15 protein-coding genes and 1 pseudogene are annotated in these 18,213 nt (G+C 53.3%); 7 read left to right on the forward strand and 9 right to left on the reverse strand.

Annotation, left to right across the window (positions count from 1 at the left end):
- Positions 1-69: 69 nt before the first annotated feature.
- Positions 70-1,269, forward strand: coding sequence for a lipopolysaccharide assembly protein LapB (gene lapB, locus MOY_RS08370; protein ID WP_009098632.1), 1,200 nt, complete (start codon positions 70-72; stop codon positions 1,267-1,269).
- A 19-nt stretch (positions 1,270-1,288) separates the two neighbouring features.
- On the opposite strand, the gene pyrF is transcribed toward lapB, so the two are convergent.
- On the reverse strand, positions 1,289-1,990 hold the full coding sequence (gene pyrF / locus MOY_RS08375; protein ID WP_009098634.1) for an orotidine-5'-phosphate decarboxylase: 702 nt from the start codon (positions 1,988-1,990) through the stop codon (positions 1,289-1,291).
- A gap of 274 nt (positions 1,991-2,264) precedes the next feature.
- Between pyrF and MOY_RS08380 the strand changes: the two genes are divergently transcribed.
- Positions 2,265-2,549: a ComEA family DNA-binding protein gene (locus MOY_RS08380; protein ID WP_009098637.1), complete on the forward strand. Its 285-nt coding sequence runs from the start codon at positions 2,265-2,267 to the stop codon at positions 2,547-2,549.
- A gap of 136 nt (positions 2,550-2,685) precedes the next feature.
- Here the strand turns inward: MOY_RS08380 and prpF are convergent, their stop codons facing one another.
- The 5 genes from prpF to MOY_RS08405 all read right to left on the reverse strand — a co-directional run bounded on the left by prpF (position 2,686) and on the right by MOY_RS08405 (position 9,586).
- Positions 2,686-3,864: a 2-methylaconitate cis-trans isomerase PrpF gene (gene prpF / locus MOY_RS08385; protein ID WP_009098639.1), complete on the reverse strand. Its 1,179-nt coding sequence runs from the start codon at positions 3,862-3,864 to the stop codon at positions 2,686-2,688.
- Between the two features lie 151 nt (positions 3,865-4,015).
- A complete protein-coding gene (acnD, locus tag MOY_RS08390) occupies positions 4,016-6,655 on the reverse strand; it encodes a Fe/S-dependent 2-methylisocitrate dehydratase AcnD (RefSeq protein WP_009098643.1) in 2,640 nt (879 codons plus the stop codon).
- Between the two features lie 32 nt (positions 6,656-6,687).
- Positions 6,688-7,815, reverse strand: coding sequence for a bifunctional 2-methylcitrate synthase/citrate synthase (gene prpC, locus MOY_RS08395; protein WP_009098645.1), 1,128 nt, complete (start codon positions 7,813-7,815; stop codon positions 6,688-6,690).
- Positions 7,816-7,875: 60 nt separating this feature from the next.
- The gene (prpB, locus tag MOY_RS08400) at positions 7,876-8,781 is read right to left on the reverse strand and encodes a methylisocitrate lyase (protein WP_009098646.1); all 906 of its coding nucleotides are present in this window, start codon (positions 8,779-8,781) and stop codon (positions 7,876-7,878) included.
- A 76-nt stretch (positions 8,782-8,857) separates the two neighbouring features.
- Complete coding sequence (locus MOY_RS08405; protein WP_009098649.1) at positions 8,858-9,586, reverse strand: GntR family transcriptional regulator; 729 nt, start codon at positions 9,584-9,586, stop codon at positions 8,858-8,860.
- Positions 9,587-9,840: 254 nt separating this feature from the next.
- On the opposite strand from MOY_RS08405, the gene pabB reads away from it, so the two are divergent.
- Positions 9,841-11,220 carry an aminodeoxychorismate synthase component I gene (gene pabB, locus MOY_RS08410; protein WP_009098651.1) on the forward strand — a complete coding sequence of 460 codons (1,380 nt, stop codon included), beginning with the start codon at positions 9,841-9,843 and terminating at the stop codon, positions 11,218-11,220.
- A gap of 143 nt (positions 11,221-11,363) precedes the next feature.
- Positions 11,364-11,984, forward strand: a complete 621-nt coding sequence (locus MOY_RS08415; protein ID WP_009098653.1) for a phosphoadenosine phosphosulfate reductase domain-containing protein — start codon at positions 11,364-11,366, stop codon at positions 11,982-11,984.
- 84 nt (positions 11,985-12,068) lie between these two features.
- Here MOY_RS08415 and cysB read toward each other — a convergent pair whose 3' ends face one another.
- Positions 12,069-13,043 carry an HTH-type transcriptional regulator CysB gene (gene cysB, locus MOY_RS08420; protein WP_009098655.1) on the reverse strand — a complete coding sequence of 325 codons (975 nt, stop codon included), beginning with the start codon at positions 13,041-13,043 and terminating at the stop codon, positions 12,069-12,071.
- Between the two features lie 327 nt (positions 13,044-13,370).
- On the opposite strand from cysB, the pseudogene trxA reads away from it, so the two are divergent.
- Positions 13,371-13,709 (forward strand): annotated as a pseudogene (gene trxA / locus MOY_RS08425) (thioredoxin); the annotation flags it as partial.
- Between the two features lie 85 nt (positions 13,710-13,794).
- Here the strand turns inward: trxA and MOY_RS08430 are convergent.
- Entirely contained in the window at positions 13,795-14,898 is a 1,104-nt protein-coding gene (locus MOY_RS08430) for an AI-2E family transporter (protein ID WP_009098658.1), read from the reverse strand.
- 213 nt (positions 14,899-15,111) lie between these two features.
- Between MOY_RS08430 and MOY_RS08435 the strand changes: the two genes are divergently transcribed.
- Positions 15,112-15,939 carry an SIMPL domain-containing protein gene (locus MOY_RS08435; protein WP_009098659.1) on the forward strand — a complete coding sequence of 276 codons (828 nt, stop codon included), beginning with the start codon at positions 15,112-15,114 and terminating at the stop codon, positions 15,937-15,939.
- Here the strand turns inward: MOY_RS08435 and serS are convergent.
- Positions 15,884-17,161, reverse strand: a complete 1,278-nt coding sequence (gene serS, locus MOY_RS08440) for a serine--tRNA ligase (RefSeq protein WP_009098660.1) — start codon at positions 17,159-17,161, stop codon at positions 15,884-15,886. The genes MOY_RS08435 and serS overlap by 56 nt on opposite strands.
- A 393-nt stretch (positions 17,162-17,554) precedes the next feature.
- Here serS and MOY_RS08445 point away from each other — a divergent pair, with 393 nt between their 5' ends.
- Positions 17,555-18,145 carry a DUF4202 domain-containing protein gene (locus MOY_RS08445; protein WP_009098661.1) on the forward strand — a complete coding sequence of 197 codons (591 nt, stop codon included), beginning with the start codon at positions 17,555-17,557 and terminating at the stop codon, positions 18,143-18,145.
- Positions 18,146-18,213: the final 68 nt, after the last annotated feature.

Raw genomic sequence — 18,213 nt, forward strand, 5'->3', positions numbered from 1 at the left:
CAATAGTACACCCAGCAGCGCAAAGAGCTGGACCGTTTACGTACCCAGGAGCTAAAGGAAGTGGCGTAAATGTTTGATCTCGCGCTGCTGGGTGTACTATTGGCAGCCATCGCCATTGGTTTTGGCCTGGGATACCGACACGCCTCCCTCCGCAAGCAGCGCACGCCAGACTCGCGCGCTCCCGACATATCGCGCGAGTACTTCGTCGGGCTGAACTATCTTCTGAATGAGCAGCCTGACGAAGCAATCAATACCTTTATCCATGCACTGGAAGTTAACAGTGATACCGTGGGCACTCACATTGCCTTAGGCAAGCTGTTTCGGGCACGCGGCGAAGCCGACAAAGCCGTCAGTATTCACCAAAATTTACTTGCTCGCCCAGCACTCTCTGCGTCTACCAACCAGCATATTCAGTTCGAACTAGCCCGTGATTTTATGGCGCTAGGCGTCCATGACCGCGCGCAGCGTTTGCTAAGCGACCTTTTAGAAAACGCTGTTAATTCTCCTTACCATCAAGAAGCCAAACGCTTACTGATCGATATACTAGAACGTGAGAAAGGGTGGCAGTCTGCACTGGATATTGCTCAGCCTCTCCTAAAGCAACAGCCCGGCATGCGCCGACCGGCAGCTCATTGGTTATGCGAACTGGCTTTAGAAGAAATTCAACAGTCCAGCCGTGCGCTGGCTCGAAAACACTTAAAAAAAGCGCTGCAACTAGACGAGCGCTGCGTTCGCGCCACCCTTCTTTTAGCTGAGTTAGAAATGGAAAACGGGCACTACCGTCGCGCCATTGACGGCCTTGAACGCATACCTCGCCAAGATATTGCTCATATCCCCACGATGCTGCCGGCTCTCCAGCGCGCCTATGAGCGCAATAACGACTTACATGGCTTTGAGACCCAGCTCTACCAACTGCTTGGCCAGGCACCTTATACCAGTGTGATTATCACGCTGGGCGAGCTAATTCATCACCGCGAAGGTGTTGATAGCGCGATAGAGCGCACCGGAGAATGGCTTCGTGAAGCCCCTAGCCTAGGCGGGCTTGATTACTTGGTCGATCTCTATTTGGAAAGCCAACGCCTTAGCGGTAAAACCCCACCCGATACGCGGTTACTGCTTTTAAAGCATCATACCGAGGCACTTATGGAAGGCAGGCCTCGTCACCGCTGCCGACGCTGTGGATTTACCAGCGACAGCCTAATATGGCAGTGCCCCAGCTGCCGCCGATGGGGCACTATCAAGCCTATTACTGGCATCGAAGGCGAATAGCGCAAGACTCAAACAAGCATCAAGAAGCCGCCAACTCCGCTTCAATGGCCGCCAGCGCCGCCATAGGGTCCTCGGCTTGGGTAACTGGCCGCCCCACTACCAAATGGGTGCTACCTACCCGCATCGCCTCAGAAGGCGTCATAATCCGCTGTTGATCGTTCGCAGCAGCAAAGCTCGGTCGAATACCAGGGGTTACTTTCAAAAACTCAGCACCACACTGCGCTTTAATCTGAGCAGCCTCCTGTGCAGAACAAACCACTCCGTTTAAGCCGCTTTGCTGGGTGAGCGCTGCTAATCGCATAACCTGATCCTGCGGCGTGGCCGCCACCCCTGCCTCATGTAAATCCTCAGCCTGCATACTGGTCAATACAGTCACTGCAATTAGATGCGTTGATAGGTTGTGGTCTATTAAGCGTTTAGCAGCAGCCTCCATCATGCGGCGGCCCCCTGAGGCATGCACATTAACCATCCAAACACCCTGCTCAGCCGCCGCTTGCACCGCGCCTGCGACCGTATTGGGAATATCGTGAAATTTCAGGTCAAGAAACACTTCAAACCCACGTCCATGCAGCGCTTCCAGCACAGCTGGGCCGCTGCGCGTAAATAACTCTTTACCCACTTTTACACGGCAGCGCGAAGGATCTAACTGATCGGCCATGCATAAAGCAGCATCTAGGGAGGGGTAATCAAGGGCGATAATCAAGGGAGAATCAGTAGCCACGGGCGTACTCCATGTTCATTTTGGCGCATTGTAACAGCCCAACCAGCCTTGCTGTGTAAGCGATTTGCTCATAACCCGTAGCAAAATGCTTACAAAAACAGTCGTACATGGCTTACAGCATTTTCATGATGAAGCGCTTAAGTTTACCAAGGCGGCGTCTTAATAAAACTTCACCGCTTAAAACACATGGCCGCAATGCTATTTCCAGGCAAGCAGCATGCCTTAGTGAAAAGCGCATAGGCGGCCCAACCAACAACTCAAAGGATGCTAATCCATGCAAACAACGTTAAAAGGATTGCTAACGGCACTGCTGCTTAGCCTCAGTTTAGGCCTATCAGGTGCCGCCCTAGCCCAAGCAGTGGCACCCATCAATGTAAATACCGCAGATGAAGAGCTACTGGCTGAGCTTCCGGGCGTAGGCCCAAGCCGTGCGGCTGCCATTATTGAAGAGCGGGAAACCAACGGCGCATTTGAAAACGCGGATGACCTAACCCGCGTTAACGGCATTGGCCCCGCCACTGTTGATCGTATGCGCGACCAAGTAGCCTTTGACGAGTAGTCACTTTTAACACGTAGTAACGGTTGACGAATAAAGCAACACTTTCAACCGCTTGACGGCCATCGTCGAGCGGTTGAAAGTAATAACATAGATAGCGTAAAAGCGTCTGATCAACACCGTGATGAGTCAGGGGCTTTTAAAACGTATCACCCGGGATACGCACCTTACCTTCCATTAATACCCGCGCGCTTCGGCTCATAACGGCTTGATCAATCTGCCATCGCCCTTCAACAAAGCTTGCCTTTGCTCCAACTCGCAGGGAACCCGATGGATGCCCGAATGTGACAGCCTCCCGCTCAGTGCCGCCTGCCGCCAGATTCACCAACGTCCCCTGAATAGCCGCCGCCGCACCAATCGCCACCGCTGCAGTGCCCATCATCGCGTGATGTAATTTACCCATTGAAAGCGCCCGCACCACTAAATCAATATTTTTCGCATCAACGGCTTTGCCGCTGGAAGACGTGTAACTGGCGGCGGGAGCCACAAACGCCACTTTCGGTGTGTGCTGCCGGTTTGATGCTTCCTCAACGCTCTTAATTAACCCCATACGTACGGCACCGTGAGCGCGAATAGTCTCGAACATAGCCAGCGCGTTGGCATCGCTATTAATTGCTTCTTGCAGTTCACAGCCGGTATAGCCAATATCCTGGGCGTTGATAAACACTGTCGGAATACCCGCATTAATCAGCGTTGCCTTTAGAACGCCTACCCCAGGTACTTCTAAGTCGTCGACTAAATTACCCGTTGGGAAAATCGCTCCTTCACCATCAGCGGGATCCATAAAAGCCACGGGGATCTCAGCGGCGGGAAAGGTGACGCCATCTAACTCAAAATCACCGGTTTCCTGTACTTGGCCATTAACAATCGGCACTTGAGACACAATCGTTTTACCGATGTTGACCTGCCAAATACGCACTTCAGCCATCCCATTTTCTGGCACCCTGGCCGGGTCTACCAAACCGTTAGCTATCGCGTATGGCCCAACGGCTGCGGATAAGTTACCGCAGTTGCCGCTCCAATCTACAAAGGGTTTATCAATCGATACTTGACCAAACAGATAATCGACATCGTGATCCGACGACTCACTTTTGGAAAGAATCACGGTCTTACTCGTGCTGGACGTCGCCCCGCCCATGCCATCAACCTGTTTTTCGTAGGGGTCTGGACTGCCGATCACACGCATTAACAGCTTATCTCGGGCTTCACCGGGAACCTGGGCTGCTTCAGGCAAATCGCTCAGCGTGAAAAAAACCCCTTTGCTGGTACCACCACGCATATAGGTGGCAGGAATACTGATTTGTGCAGCATGAGACATAAATAACACTCCCTAACCTTTTTCAATGATTATTCTTAATGACTGCGCTCAATAACCATACTCAATAACAATATGCCGAAAAAAGAGCCCGGCGCTTAGCGTCGGGCTCTTTGGGTGCTCGCCTTGGCGCTAAAGGTTAACGCCTGCTTGGCTACGCCGTGGTGGATTCAAGAAAATCCTGGGCGAAACGCTGCAATACCCCACCGGCAGAGTAGATCGTGACCTCTTCGGCAGTATCAATGCGGCAGATCACCGGCACACGCTCAGTCGTACCACTCTGACGATGAATCACCAATGTTAGCTTGGCACGTGGCTGCGGCTGGCCTTCTACGTCGAAGACTTCCGTACCGTCCAGCGCTAGGGTTTTCCGTGTGGTGCCCTCTTCAAACTGCAGCGGCATCACCCCCATACCAATTAGGTTGGTACGGTGAATACGCTCAAACCCTTCAGCCACAATGGCTTCAACACCCGCCAGCGCAACGCCTTTCGCCGCCCAGTCACGGGAGGAGCCTTGACCATAATCAGCGCCGGCAATGATGATTAGCGGCTGCTTACGCGCCATGTAGGTTTCAATTGCTTCCCACATACGCGTTACAGTGCCTTCCGGCTCAACACGCGCCAACGACCCCTGCACAACATTGCCCTGCTCGTCATGCACCATTTCATTAAACAGCTTGGGGTTCGCCAAGGTCGCCCTCTGGGCGGTTAAATGGTCGCCGCGATGGGTCGCGTAGGAGTTAAAGTCCTCCTCTGGCAGGCCCATTTTGTGCAGATACTCGCCTGCCGCACTGTCCATCATAATTGCGTTAGAAGGCGACAAATGATCCGTGGTGATGTTGTCAGGCAAAATCGCCAGTGGGCGCATGCCTTTCAAGTCACGCTCGGCAGCCATATTGCCTTCCCAGTAGGGTGGGCGACGAATATAGGTGCTCTGAGGCCGCCAGTCGTATAACGGGCTTACCTGGTTACGGGCGCTCTTATCGAGATCAAACATCGGAATATAGGTTTGACGGAACTGCTCCGGTTTCACCGAGGCTTTAACGATGGCATCGATTTCACTATCGTCGGGCCAGATATCTTTCAGCGTGACAGGATTGCCATCTTGGTCGGTACCCAGCACGTCTTTCTCGATATCAAAACGGATAGTCCCCGCAATCGCATAGGCCACCACAAGTGGCGGTGAAGCCAAAAATGCCTGTTTGGCATAGGGGTGAATGCGCCCGTCAAAGTTACGGTTACCGGAAAGTACCGCCGTAGCATAAAGATCCCGGTCGATAATCTCTTCCTGAATCGTCGGATCTAAAGCGCCAGACATACCGTTACAGGTCGTACAAGCGTAACCCACCACACCAAAGCCAAGGTTTTCCAGCTCATCCATCAGTTTGGCTTCTTCAAGATACATCTTGACGGTTTTCGAACCCGGCGCTAGCGACGACTTCACCCACGGCTTGCGGGTTAACCCTAAGCGGTTGGCATTGCGGGCGATTAAGCCTGCTGCCACCATGTTCCGTGGGTTAGAGGTATTCGTGCAGCTGGTAATAGCAGCAATAATGACCGCGCCATCGGGCATTTTACCCGCCTGCTCGTCGGCCCGTGCTTTATCCAGGTCGATCGCAATACCGCGCTGGGCAAGTTCCGAGGTGGGCAAGTGCGCGTGAGGGTTTGAAGGCCCTGCCAAGGTACGGGTAACGCTTGAAAGGTCAAAGCGCAGTATCCGACCGTACTCGGCCGTTTTGAGGCTATCTGCCCACAGCCCGGTGTGCCTGGCATAGGCCTCGACAAGCGCTACCTGCTCATCTTCACGCCCTGTAAGCTTGAGGTACTCAATGGTTTGATTGTCGATGTAAAACATCGCCGCCGTAGCACCGTACTCTGGCGTCATGTTGGAGATGGTCGCGCGGTCACCTACGGTCAGCGCATCGGCGCCCTCGCCATAAAACTCCAGGTACGCCCCCACAACGCGCTCTTTGCGCAGGAATTCGGTAATCGCAAGCACCATATCGGTGCTGGTAATACCCGGCTGCAGTTTGCCAGAGAGCTCCACACCGACGATATCCGGTAGGCGCATCATTGAGGCACGCCCCAGCATGACGCTTTCCGCTTCAAGGCCACCAACGCCAACGGAAATCACACCTAACGCATCGACCATAGGCGTGTGGCTATCGGTGCCTACGCAGGTATCTGGGTAAGCAATACGCATGCCCTTTTCATCGGGGCGGCACTGCACTACCGGCGACATTTTCTCCAGATTGATCTGGTGCATAATGCCGTTGCCCGGAGGAATCACATCGACGTTCTCAAAAGCCACTTTGGTCCAGTTAATGAAATGGAAGCGGTCGTCGTTACGGCGATCTTCTACTTGGCGATTTTTGTCGAAGGCATCTTTTTCAAAACCAGCGTGCTCAACAGCCAGTGAGTGGTCAACGATCAGCTGCGTGGGCACTACTGGGTTAACTTTAGCGGGGTCGCCGCCTTTTTCAGCGATAGCATCGCGCAGGCCAGCAAGATCAACCAATGCAGTTTGGCCAAGAATGTCGTGACACACTACCCGCGCCGGATACCAAGGGAAATCCAGATCCTGTTTACGCTCTATAAGCTGCTTCAGCGCATCGGTGAGCAGCGCTGGGTCACAGCGGCGCACCAGCTGCTCGGCCAACACCCTGGAAGTATAGGGCAGCGCTGCGTAGGCACCAGGCTTGATGTCTTCAACGGCTTGGCGCGCATCGAAGAAATCTACCGGAGCACCTTCTGCCGTCACGCTCGGCAGAGGCTTGCGATAATTCGTGTTCATAGCGTCTCTCACTTAGTCACGGCCCGCTAACGTTAGTCACGCGCGTCGATAGGTACCCACTCGCTCTTCTCAGGGCCAGTGTAGTCGGCGCTGGGGCGAATAATGCGGTTGTTAGCACGCTGCTCGAACACGTGCGCCGCCCAACCTGTTAGACGAGACATCACGAAAATCGGCGTAAACAGTTTGGTTGGAATATCCATGAAGTGGTAAGCACTGGCGTGGAAGAAGTCCGCGTTACAGAAAAGCTTCTTCTCACGCCACATGACTTCTTCACAGCGCACAGAAACGGGGTACAACACGCTGTCACCTACGTCGTCCGCGAGCTTCTTCGACCACTCTTTGATGATTTCATTACGTGGGTCAGACTCGCGATAAATCGCATGGCCAAAGCCCATGATTTTCTCTTTGCGCTCAAGCATTCCGAGCATTTCACGCTCAGCTTCTTCCGGCGACGCCCAGTTCTCGATCATCGCCATGGCCGCTTCATTGGCACCGCCGTGTAGCGGGCCGCGCAGCGAACCAATCGCGCCAGTCACGCAGGAGTGCATGTCCGAAAGCGTGGATGCGCAGACCCGTGCGGTAAAGGTTGATGCGTTAAATTCGTGCTCTGCATAAAGGATCAGCGAGACATTCATAACCCGCGCATGCAGCTCAGAAGCAGGTTCACCGCGCAGCATATGCAGGAAGTGACCGCCTACCGAGGCATCGTCGGTTTCAGTCTCAATGCGCACGCCATCGTGACTAAAGCGATACCAGTAACAAATAATAGAAGGCAGCACCGCCAGCAAACGATCAGAGACATCCTGCTGCTGGTCAAAGCTCTCTTCTGTTTCCAGATTACCCAGCATGGAAGCGCCGGTGCGCATTACATCCATTGGGTGGGCATCTTTAGGAATTTGCTCTAGCACGGTTTTTAGCGCTTCTGGCAAGCCACGCAGGCTTTTCAGCTTAGTAATATAGTCATCCAACTCCGCCTGATTAGGCAGCTTGCCTTTCAAGAGCAGGTAAGCCACTTCTTCAAATTTCGCCTTCTCCGCCAGCTCTTTGATGTCAAAACCACGGTAGGTTAATCCAGAACCTGTTTTACCCACCGTACACAGCGCGGTACTACCGGCACTTTGACCACGCAGCCCTGCACTGTTTTGAGGTTTATCAGCCATGTCGTGTCTCCTGTTAACTCTTTTATATGTTTTAAATTTGAATAGGTGCGTTAACGACTATTACGCATCTTTTTGCTCGGCGAATAACGCGTCGAGCTTCTGTTCGAAATCGTGGTAATTCAAAAAGTCGTACAGCTCATCGCGGGTCTGCATAATGTCGACCACCTCTTTTTGGTGACCGTTATCCAGAATGCTCTGGTAAACCTGCAGAGCGGCAGCATTCATCGCGCGGAAGGCGGAAAGCGGATAGAGCACCATGCGGCAGCCAACGTCGCCTAACTCCTGCTGAGAGAATAGCGGCGTCGCGCCAAATTCAGTGATGTTGGCCAGGATTGGCGCATTCACGCGCGAACAGAACGCACGATAATCATCCAGGGTGTGCACGGCTTCGGCGAAGATGGCGTCTGCCCCTGCTTCCACGCAGGCATTAGCACGCTCGATAGCAGCGTCTAAGCCCTCTTTCTGAAACGCATCGGTACGGGCAATCAGATAAAAATCGGGGTCTAACTTGGCATCAGCGGCGGCCTTGATGCGGTCAACCATTTCCTGTTGGGACACAATAGCTTTATTGGGGCGGTGGCCGCAGCGCTTTTGAGCTACTTGATCTTCCAGGTGAACGGCAGCCACGCCTGCGCGCTGCATCTCTTTAACGGTACGCGAAATATTAAAAGCGCCGCCCCAACCGGTGTCGATATCCACCAGCAGCGGAAGGTCCGTAGCACCGCAAATACGATGTGCATCTTCCACCACGTCGTTCATGCTGGTCATACCCAAATCAGGTAAGCCAAAAGAAGCGTTAGCCACACCACCGCCCGACAGATAAATCGCTTGATGCCCCACCCGCTCGGCCATCATCGCGGTATACGCGTTAATCGTGCCTAAAATCGGTAATGGACGGTTTGCTTCAAGCGCAGCACGAAAGCGAGCACCGGGTGACAGAGTAGAACCAGAGAGAGTGTGAGACATGGGCGTTGTTTCCTTTAGCATTCGACCCCAGAGGCTTAGCTAGCCTGCGCGTCGTTGGTTTTTATCAAGACAGTGATCAAGACTGCTGGTCAAGAATGGCGGCGTAGCGGTCAGCAACATTTGCGCGTGAAGCGCTGACATGGCGACGCATGAGCAGCTCGGCAAGCTCGGCATCCCCTGCTTCAATGGCATCCACAATACGGTGGTGCTCCACAAAGGCGCGCTGAGGACGCGTGCCGCTTGCACTAAATTGAGTACGGTAAAGACGAACCAAATAGTAGAGATCATCACAGAGCAGGTTCATCAGCATCTTATTGTGGCTGCCCTGAACGATGCAGTAATGGAAATCAAGGTCGCCTTCACGCTGGTAGTAAGCCTCGCCTCGCTTGAGATCGGCCTGGCCTTCATGGAGGGCTAATACTTCGCGCAGCCCCTTTATCTCTTCGGCAGACATATGCTCAGCGGCCAAGCGTGCCGCCATGCTTTCTAACGCTTCACGCACGTCAAACAGCTCTAAAAGCTCTTTCATGGAAAGCTTAACAACCCGCGCACCTACATGGGGCACGCGTTCGATTAGGCGGTGCGCTTCTAAGCGGCGCATGGCTTCACGCAACGGCCCACGTGAAATGCCGTACGTTTTAGACAGCCCCGGCTCGGTGATTTTGCTTCCCGGCGCCAGCTCACCACGCACAATAGCGTCTTGTAGCTGATGGAAAACCCTCTCAGCCAAGGTGCGCACTTCCGGCGACACCTGTTCAGCGGGTTTATCAGCAAGCTGATGTGAAGGAGAAACGAATAGGGTCATGTGTAATTGTCGACAATTAGTGAATAGGGGAACTTTAGCTCGTCATTTTTGTGCCGTCAACCAGGCAAAATGCCCGACGTTATTCGTCTTTCGTTGCAAACAACAAGTAAAATAAACTTAAGCTGTCAACAATCATACAGTAATCCTAATGCCTTTAAATGAAAGCGTGAGAAAGGCGTCGACGCATTTAACTGGTGTGCATGATTAACGACCCCTAAAATATGTCGCCCTTGTACCGGCCTGGCATTTGCATCATGACAACGGCGTTAACCATCAAAGCCCTGCCTTATTCACCTGACCCACTGGCGCTGTTTGCTCGTTTGCGAAAGCGCCCCGGCGCAGTGCTGCTCGATAGCGGCCGTCCGGTAGCCACCGGGCGTTATGACATACTGAGCAGCGACCCGCTGGCAACGCTTGAAATTACGCCAAGCGGCCATTCGATGTTCAACTCTACCCAGCTCCAGCTGCCCGCTACGTTTAACGACATGAATAGCAATACGGCAGGCTGCACCACCGCCCTGCAAGAGTGGATGCTAGCGCAGCTGCCCGGCACCCATGAAGAGAGCGAGCTGCCCTTCCTAGGCGGACTGATAGGCTACTGGAGCTACGATTTAGGCCGTAATAATCTAGCCACCCCTAGCCAGCATGCCAGTGCCACTGCGCTACCGTTGGCACGTCTTGGCCTATACGACTGGTGCATAACCATTGATCATGAGCGCCAACAAACATGGTTGGTAGCCCCCCCATTACGGCAACAGCAGGTCACCGAATGGCTCACACACCCCCTTGTAGAGGATGACGAACACTTTTATTTAACCAGCCCTTTTCGAGCAGAGCTCAGCCAAGCTGATTACACCGAACGCTTTCATGCCGTTCAGCGCTATATACGCGCAGGGGATTGCTATCAAATCAACTTGGCCCAGCGCTTTTCAGCCAGCTACCAAGGGGATGAGTGGCAGGCTTACCAGCGGCTGAGGAAGGCGACGCCTACACCCTTCTCGGGATTTATGGCGTGGAAAAACCAAGCGGTGCTGTCTCTCTCGCCAGAGCGCTTTATTCAGTGTAGAGACGGCCTGGTAGAAACTCGCCCGATTAAAGGCACGCGCCCCAGAGGCAGTACGCAAGAGGAAGACCGTGCGCTGGCTGAAGAGCTCCTCAGCAGCAGCAAAGACCGCGCCGAAAACGTCATGATTGTGGATTTATTGCGCAATGACTTAGGCCGCGTGTGCACCCCTGGCACTATCCGCGTACCGCAACTCTGCCAGCTAGAGAGCTACCCTAACGTGCACCACCTGGTCAGCGTGGTGCAGGGCCAGCTTGCCGAAAATCACTCGCCTTTATCACTACTTACGGCGGCGTCTCCAGGCGGCTCGATTACCGGCGCTCCTAAAATACGTGCCATGCAGATTATCGACGAGCTTGAACCCTGCCAGCGCAGTGTCTATTGCGGCAGCTTAGGTTATTTAGACACCCGGGGCAGCATGGATACCTCTATTGCGATACGCACAATGGTGGCAGACGCCGGTACGCTACACGTATGGGCCGGCGGCGGCCTCGTGGCCGACTCGAAAGCCAAGGAGGAGTACGCAGAAACGCTGGATAAAATTCGTCACCTGATAGGCGCTTTGGAATAAAAAACCAGCCACTTAAATCAAAAAGAAATATAAAAGCCTAACCAAACGGTATTGGGGAGAAAGGCCCACCCTTTGTTAGTCTAGCGCTAACAGCAGAGGTTTAATGGCACGTTTTTACAGACCATTTATTAAAGGGAGGCTGCATGTCCTCGGTACTTGACGACATTAACCGCGATTTTGCCAATAACCCTCAGGGCCTAATTGAGTGGGCTTTTAGCCAAGGCAGTCGCCCCATTTGCACCACCAATTTTCGTCCGTTCGAAGCGGTCATTTTGCACATGGTGACCCAGGTGCGCCCCGACACCCCAATTGTGTGGATGGACAGCGGCTACAACACCGATGCCACCTATCAATTTGCCGATGCATTAATCCAGCGCCTTAGCCTGAATATGGTGAGCTTTTTACCGACACGTACCCGCGCGCACCGGGAAGCGTTAGAAGGGCCAATGCCCGGCATTGACGACCCGCGCCATGCAGGCTTCACCCAAGAAGTGAAGATTGAGCCGTTTGAGCGCGCACTGAGAGAAATGCAGCCTGATGTGTGGTTCACCGCGCTACGGGCCGAAGACACCCCTGAGCGCGCTAAAATGCAGGTCGCTAGTCGCAACAGCGATGGCCTATTAAAAGTCGCTCCACTGCTTCAGTGGACTGCGAAAGATATGTATGAATACTTACAAGCCCATGATCTACCAAACAATTTCGACTATTTCGACCCCACTAAGGTGGAAGAGAAACGGGAATGTGGGCTGCATCTACAGCATTAACGTTAAAGTACGTCTGCAAGAGTAGAGAGCGAAAAAAATGCGTGCGCCCAGGCTTTTAGCCTGGGCGCACTTGCTTCACTAGGCCTAATGCTCTGGAAGCTCGACACCTTCAAACAGCGCCTGCTCATAGCGGGGGCCAGCCAGTAGCGCCTCATCGACTCGCTCGCGGGTTAAGTGCGGTGCAAACCGCGCCAAAAAGTCATACATATAGCCGCGCATAAAGGTGCCACGACGTATGCCAATTTTAGTGGTTGAACTAGCAAATAGATGGCTGGCATCCAGGGCTACTAGGTCACTATCCAACGCCGAGTCAACCGCCATATGGGCGACAATACCCACTCCCATACCCAGGCGCACATAGGTTTTTATAACATCCGCATCTGCTGCGGTAAGCACCACGTTAGGCGTTAAGCCCTTCGCTTTAAAGGCGTCATCCAGCTGCGAACGGCCGGTAAAACCAAAGACATAAGTGACCAGCGGATGCTCGGCCAAGGCTTCCAAAGTAAGCGGCCCTTTGAGCAAGGCAAGAGGGTGCTCTTTTGGCACCAGCACACAGCGATTCCAACGGTAGCAAGGTAGCAGCACCAAATCGGTAAAAAGCTCCAGCGACTCTGTCGCTATGGCAAAATCCGCTAAGCCTTCGCTCACCATCTGGGCAATTTGTTTAGGCGTACCCTGCTGCATGTGTAGCGCAACTTCCGGGTACTTTTGGGTAAATTCGCTAATAATGGGCGGCAGTGCGTAACGCGCTTGGGTATGCGTTGTAGCAATGGCTAAACTGCCACGGCGCTCGTCGCTATGCTCTTGTGCTACCTGCTTAATATTTTCACTTAGCTTAAGCACTTGCCCAGCAAGCTCAATAATCGACTGCCCAGCAGGCGTGACGCGGGTTAAGTGTTTACCGCTGCGGGCAAAAATCTCAACGCCCAACTCATCCTCTAACAAACGTATTTGTTTGGAAATACCCGGCTGAGAGGTAAACAGACTCTGGGCAGTGGCCGAAACGTTCAGATTGTGTCGGTTGACTTCCCAGATATAGCGAAGTTGCTGTAGCTTCATATCCTCACCTGATTATCTATGCAGGAAGCACGCTAAAGCGCATCCTCGCGCCGCTATGGGTTTGTGCTTTTCTCGAAGCGCTTGTACCCACTCGCCTCAAGAGCACTAATATGAATAAAAAAACATTCTATAATTCACTTATAGTATAAAAAATAGCGTCCATGAGCATCTTTTAATTTTCCCTACCCCACACCGAGCCATCGTAGTAAATTTGCCAGTATCCTCCGCGCCCGCTAACATCTGCCCACTTGGCGCGGTGAGAGTGCGCTAACAAACCGCGTAAAGACCGTTGCTCCACTTGAGGCAACGTAACAGCAAGAGCAACGCAAACGGGAGAATCAAATGGCTACTAATATTGATGTCACCAACGCCAATTTCGAGCAAGAAGTTCTTAACGCCGAACAGCCTGTCCTGCTGAAATTCTGGGCCCCCTGGTGCGGCCCCTGTAAAGTAATGGCGCCTGTCGTTGATGAGGTGGCTGCTGAGCGTGGCGACAATATTAAAGTGGTAAGCGTGAACGTAGACGACGCGCCAGAAATTGCTGCCGAGCAAGGCGTGCGCGGCGTACCAACGGTAATGCTGTTTAAGTCAGGCACCAAAGTGGCTTCCCTCGTGGGCGCACAGTCCAAGTCACAGCTGACTCAATTCATCGACCAAAACGCCTAATCTCGCTAAACGCGGCGTTTCATCAGCAGAAACGACGTTTTATGCGTAGATCACGTTTAGCTACCGTCGACCTTGTTGACGGTAGTTAGACTTCACGCTTGGAAGGTGGCTTGCGCGCATCTTCCAGCCGTATATCCTTTATTCGACGCTTTCCCGGCCCTAAAAGATGCGCAATCCAGCGTGTTTGTGGGTGGCTGTCGAGTGCAATTTTAAGCGTCATGGTTAACACCACCGATAACAGCATACCGGCAGCGCCAAAGATCCACCCCCACACCACCAGTGAAAGAAACGCCACAAACGTCGAAAGCCCTAGCGCTTGGCCCATTACCCGTGGCTCAATCAGGTTACCTAGAATAAAGTTGATCGCTAAATAAGCTGAGGCTAGCAATAGCGCCTGAAATACGCCGCCATCCTGTGCGACCAGCAATAGAAGCACCGGAGGGATAGCCGCTAATGCCGAGCCGATGTTAGGAATAAAGTTAAGCGCAAAGGCCAGCACGCCCCATAGCAGCGGAAAGTCTACACCTACTAATAAACAGGAGAGCCACACTAGCACTGCTGTGGCCAGACTAATCATCGTTTTAACCGCCAGATAACGCTTCAGCGTTAAGCTAAACTCGCTAAAACGTTTCAAGCTAGGCGCCGGATTTTCCAGTGCCCGAGACACTTTATCTCGAAAGTTTAGCGTCTCAAAGAGCATAAAAATGACCAGCAGCGCAACAATACTGGCTTGCATAAATAGACTGCCAAGCTCGCCCAGGACTTTAGGTACCCAAGAATCCCCCTCTTCCATGTTGAATAGCTGACCAAGTTGATCAGGGTTAATCGCCATGCCGTGGGCAGCCAACGTATTAAGCAGATCCCAATAGTGCTCATTAAGACGCTCCTCAATCTCCGGCAACGCCTCCACAAAGGTGCCGAAGCTATTGACCACCAGCAGGCCGATAAGTGAAATAAACCCCAACAGCACCAACAGAATAATGCACGCCGCAGCGCGTACATTAACCCCCCAGCGGTTTAGCCACTGCACAGGCGACGTACACACTACGGCAATGAATACCGCGAGCAAGAGAGGCACCAGCAGGTCTGCACCCACCTTCATACCTGCAATAATGACCACCAACGCCGCAATAGCTAAGGTAGCGTTTAAAGGGATACTGCGATAATCCTCATCCGACAACTTCGACATAACTCTATCCTTAGCGTGTTATCCCTACATAATGGCTGCTAGCGGCACATTGCACAAACTGCCCCACACCCAAACCATGCAAACAATAAGCAACTGTTTTTTGGCAACTCTTAGTCAGTGAACTTTATCCCGTCACTCACTTCCAACCAGCGTCACATTCGCAATTATTTTTCATACCGCTAGGCAAATGCCTCGCTTGCAAGGAAGTTAGCTATGAATAGTCTATCGAATCACCTACAACGGTTACGCTATGGCGTTCTCGGCAGCGCATTACTCGCACTGCTCGCAGCCCCGGCGGTTCAAGCAGCATCATCAACACCGCCTAGCCTGTTTGTTCAGGCCCAATCGTGGGTTGAGGTAGCACCCGACAAAGCAACGCTTAATGCGCGTCTGTGGGAGAACACCCCTGCCGTCTCTTCGCTTGAAGAGACCGACAGTGACGCGCTAAGCGAGGCCCGCGAACGGCTTGAAAACCGCGCCAGTCAGTTAATTGAGGCCATGGAGGCGATTGGCATTGAACAGCGCGCCATCAACGCAGGCTCGCTTAATGTTTATCCAGATCGCGTTGCTGGCCCACGCAATGAAAATGGTGAACACGACACGCTTACGCGCACGCGTTTAGAGCGCCCGTTTAGCGTTGAGCTGACCGAGTTAGACCAGTTGGGCGAGGTGTTTGACGCGCTGATTAGCGCAGGCGTGAACGCTCTGGATGGCGTTCAATTTGACCTGCAAGACCGCGATGCTGCCACTGATGAAGCGCTGTCCAAGGCGCTGGAAAAGGCCCGCCACAAAGCAGAATTGATGGCGAGCACCCTAGAGACTGAACTGGGTCACGTGCAGCGTATTGAAGAAACCCAGTCGCCTATTTTCCAACCCCGCATGATGGCCATGCGTGCCGAAAGCGACGCAATGGGCAGCGGTTCAGCCAGCGACTACCGCCCCGGCACCATTCGTATTGATGCCGAGGTTAACGTCCAGTGGTTGCTTAAAGCGCAAGACACTCAAGACCACCCAGATAGGGCTGAAGCGGCGCAGGAATAGTCACCGAGCCATCCGCCTGCTGGTGGTTTTCAAGCACCGCCAGCAGGCAACGCCCTACCGCTAAACCTGAACCGTTCAAAGTATGCAGTAGCTGAGGTTTCTTGGCATCCGGATGACGGAAGCGGGCCTGCATACGCCGTGCTTGAAAGTCTTCGCAGTTAGATACAGACGAAATTTCCCGGTAGGTCTCCTGGCTAGGCAGCCACACTTCCAGATCATAGGTTTTCGCCGCGCCGAAGCCCATATCGCCCGTACACAGCGTCACTACACGGTACGGCAACGCCAGCGCCTGCAGAATGGCTTCAGCATGGCCACGCATCTCTTCCAGAGCCTCATAGCTCTTCTCTGGCTCCACGATCTGTACCATTTCGACTTTATCGAACTGGTGCTGTCGGATCATACCGCGGGTATCACGGCCATGGGAGCCTGCTTCAGAACGAAAACAAGGCGTGTGAGCGGTAAGCTTCATCGGCAGTGCTGCCTGCTCAACGATTTCATCACGCACAAAGTTTGTTAGCGGCACTTCAGAGGTGGGAATCAAGTGGTATTCCCGCTCATCATTGAGCTTAAACAGATCTTCGCCAAATTTTGGCAGTTGGCCGGTGCCCATCAGCGAATCGCGATTCACCATATAGGGCACATAGCACTCTTCGTAGCCGTGCTGCAGGGTTTGGGTATCCAGCATGAACTGCGCCAGCGCACGATGCAGGCGCGCAATCGGCCCCCGCATTACCGCAAAACGCGCGCCGGTTAACTTGGCCGCCAGCTCGAAGTCTAGATAACCGGACTTTTTGCCCAAATCGACGTGATCCAGCACTTCAAAATCGAACTCACGGGGTGTACCCCAGCGGTGCAGTTCAACGTTATCGTCTTCGCTTTTGCCTTCTGGAACACTTTCATGGGGCACGTTAGGAATACCGCTAATAACGTCATCCCACTCTTCCTGCACCTCAGCCAGCTCGCGCTTGGCAGCGTCCAAGCGCTCGCCCAAGTCACTCACTTCATCCAGCAGCGGCTGAATATCTTCACCGTTAGCCTTTGCCTTACCAATCGTTTTGGAACGCATATTGCGCTCGTTTTGCAGCTGCTCGGTCTGGGTTTGCAACTCACGGCGTCGGGACTCCAGCGCCTGCAATGCCGCTTTATCGAGTACGAAGCCCCGCCGGGCCAGTTGTTGCGCAGTTGCATCAAGATCACCGCGCAGCAGTTTCGGATCGAGCATGAGTTATCCCTTGGCCAGAAATCAGTGAAACACGGCGCACACCGCCCGTGACAAAGAGGCCTATTGTAGGCAAAAGCGCGGCGGGGAGCCATGGCTGCCTTGATGGGAAGTGATGGCTTACATGATGTAAACATGTTGCTCTGACGTAAGACCGTGGAGCAAAGCTGAGGTAGTTAGATAATTAATCATCCTGCAGCATGCTAATGACACCCTATACGCCTGTCTTTTTTGCTCATTCGCTTCAGGAAACAGGTAAGTCGCGCCTCACCCTGGGCAAAAAGATAGATACAGTCCGCCGATGCATAGGCTGCCTTTTATACAGCAGGCGCTTTTTTATAGCCTGCCGCTAAACTGCTAGCATGTTGTCCATACTTCTTAATTATGCGACCTCTTATGCCGACTGCTTTTGACCAAACACTCGCCGCCATCGATGCCCTGCATGGTGAAGATCCTCGCTCTACGACACTGGGCGATGGCACTTCATTGCCCCAAGAGCTTGCCTATGCCCAGCGCATGAGCCGCTGGCTAGAGAGAGTACACAACGCCCCCCATGACGTATTGCGCCTTGCAGTACGCGCACAGCACCTACAGCGCTGGCTAGTTCCGCGTGAGGAGTACTCTGAAGGGCGCATAGGGTATTTAACCTGGCGGCGCGACCAGGGTGAGCGCGCAGGCGATACCACGGCTAAGTTAATGCGTGACGCAGGCTATAGCGACGCAGACGCCGAACGCGCAACGGCGATTATTCGCAAGAAAGGCCTCGGCCGCGACCCAGATGTCCAGGCGCTGGAAGATTGCGCTTGCTTGGTATTTTTAGAAAACCACTTTGCCGATTTCTCACGCAAAATTGACCATGACCACATGGTACGCATTGTGCAAAAAACCTGGGGCAAGATGTCGCCCGAGGCCCACAAAATCGCCCTCACGCTGCCAATGTCTGACGCCTCCGCCGCACTGGTGAAAGAAGCGTTAGAAAGCGCATAAACCTTGTCACCAAGATGCAGAGTAGCGGTGGCTGCGGTAAAGTAGCGCTATTTCCTATCCGCTTCCAG

It is taken from the genome of Halomonas sp. GFAJ-1 (genome assembly GCF_000236625.2).
GTDB lineage: Bacteria > Pseudomonadota > Gammaproteobacteria > Pseudomonadales > Halomonadaceae > Vreelandella.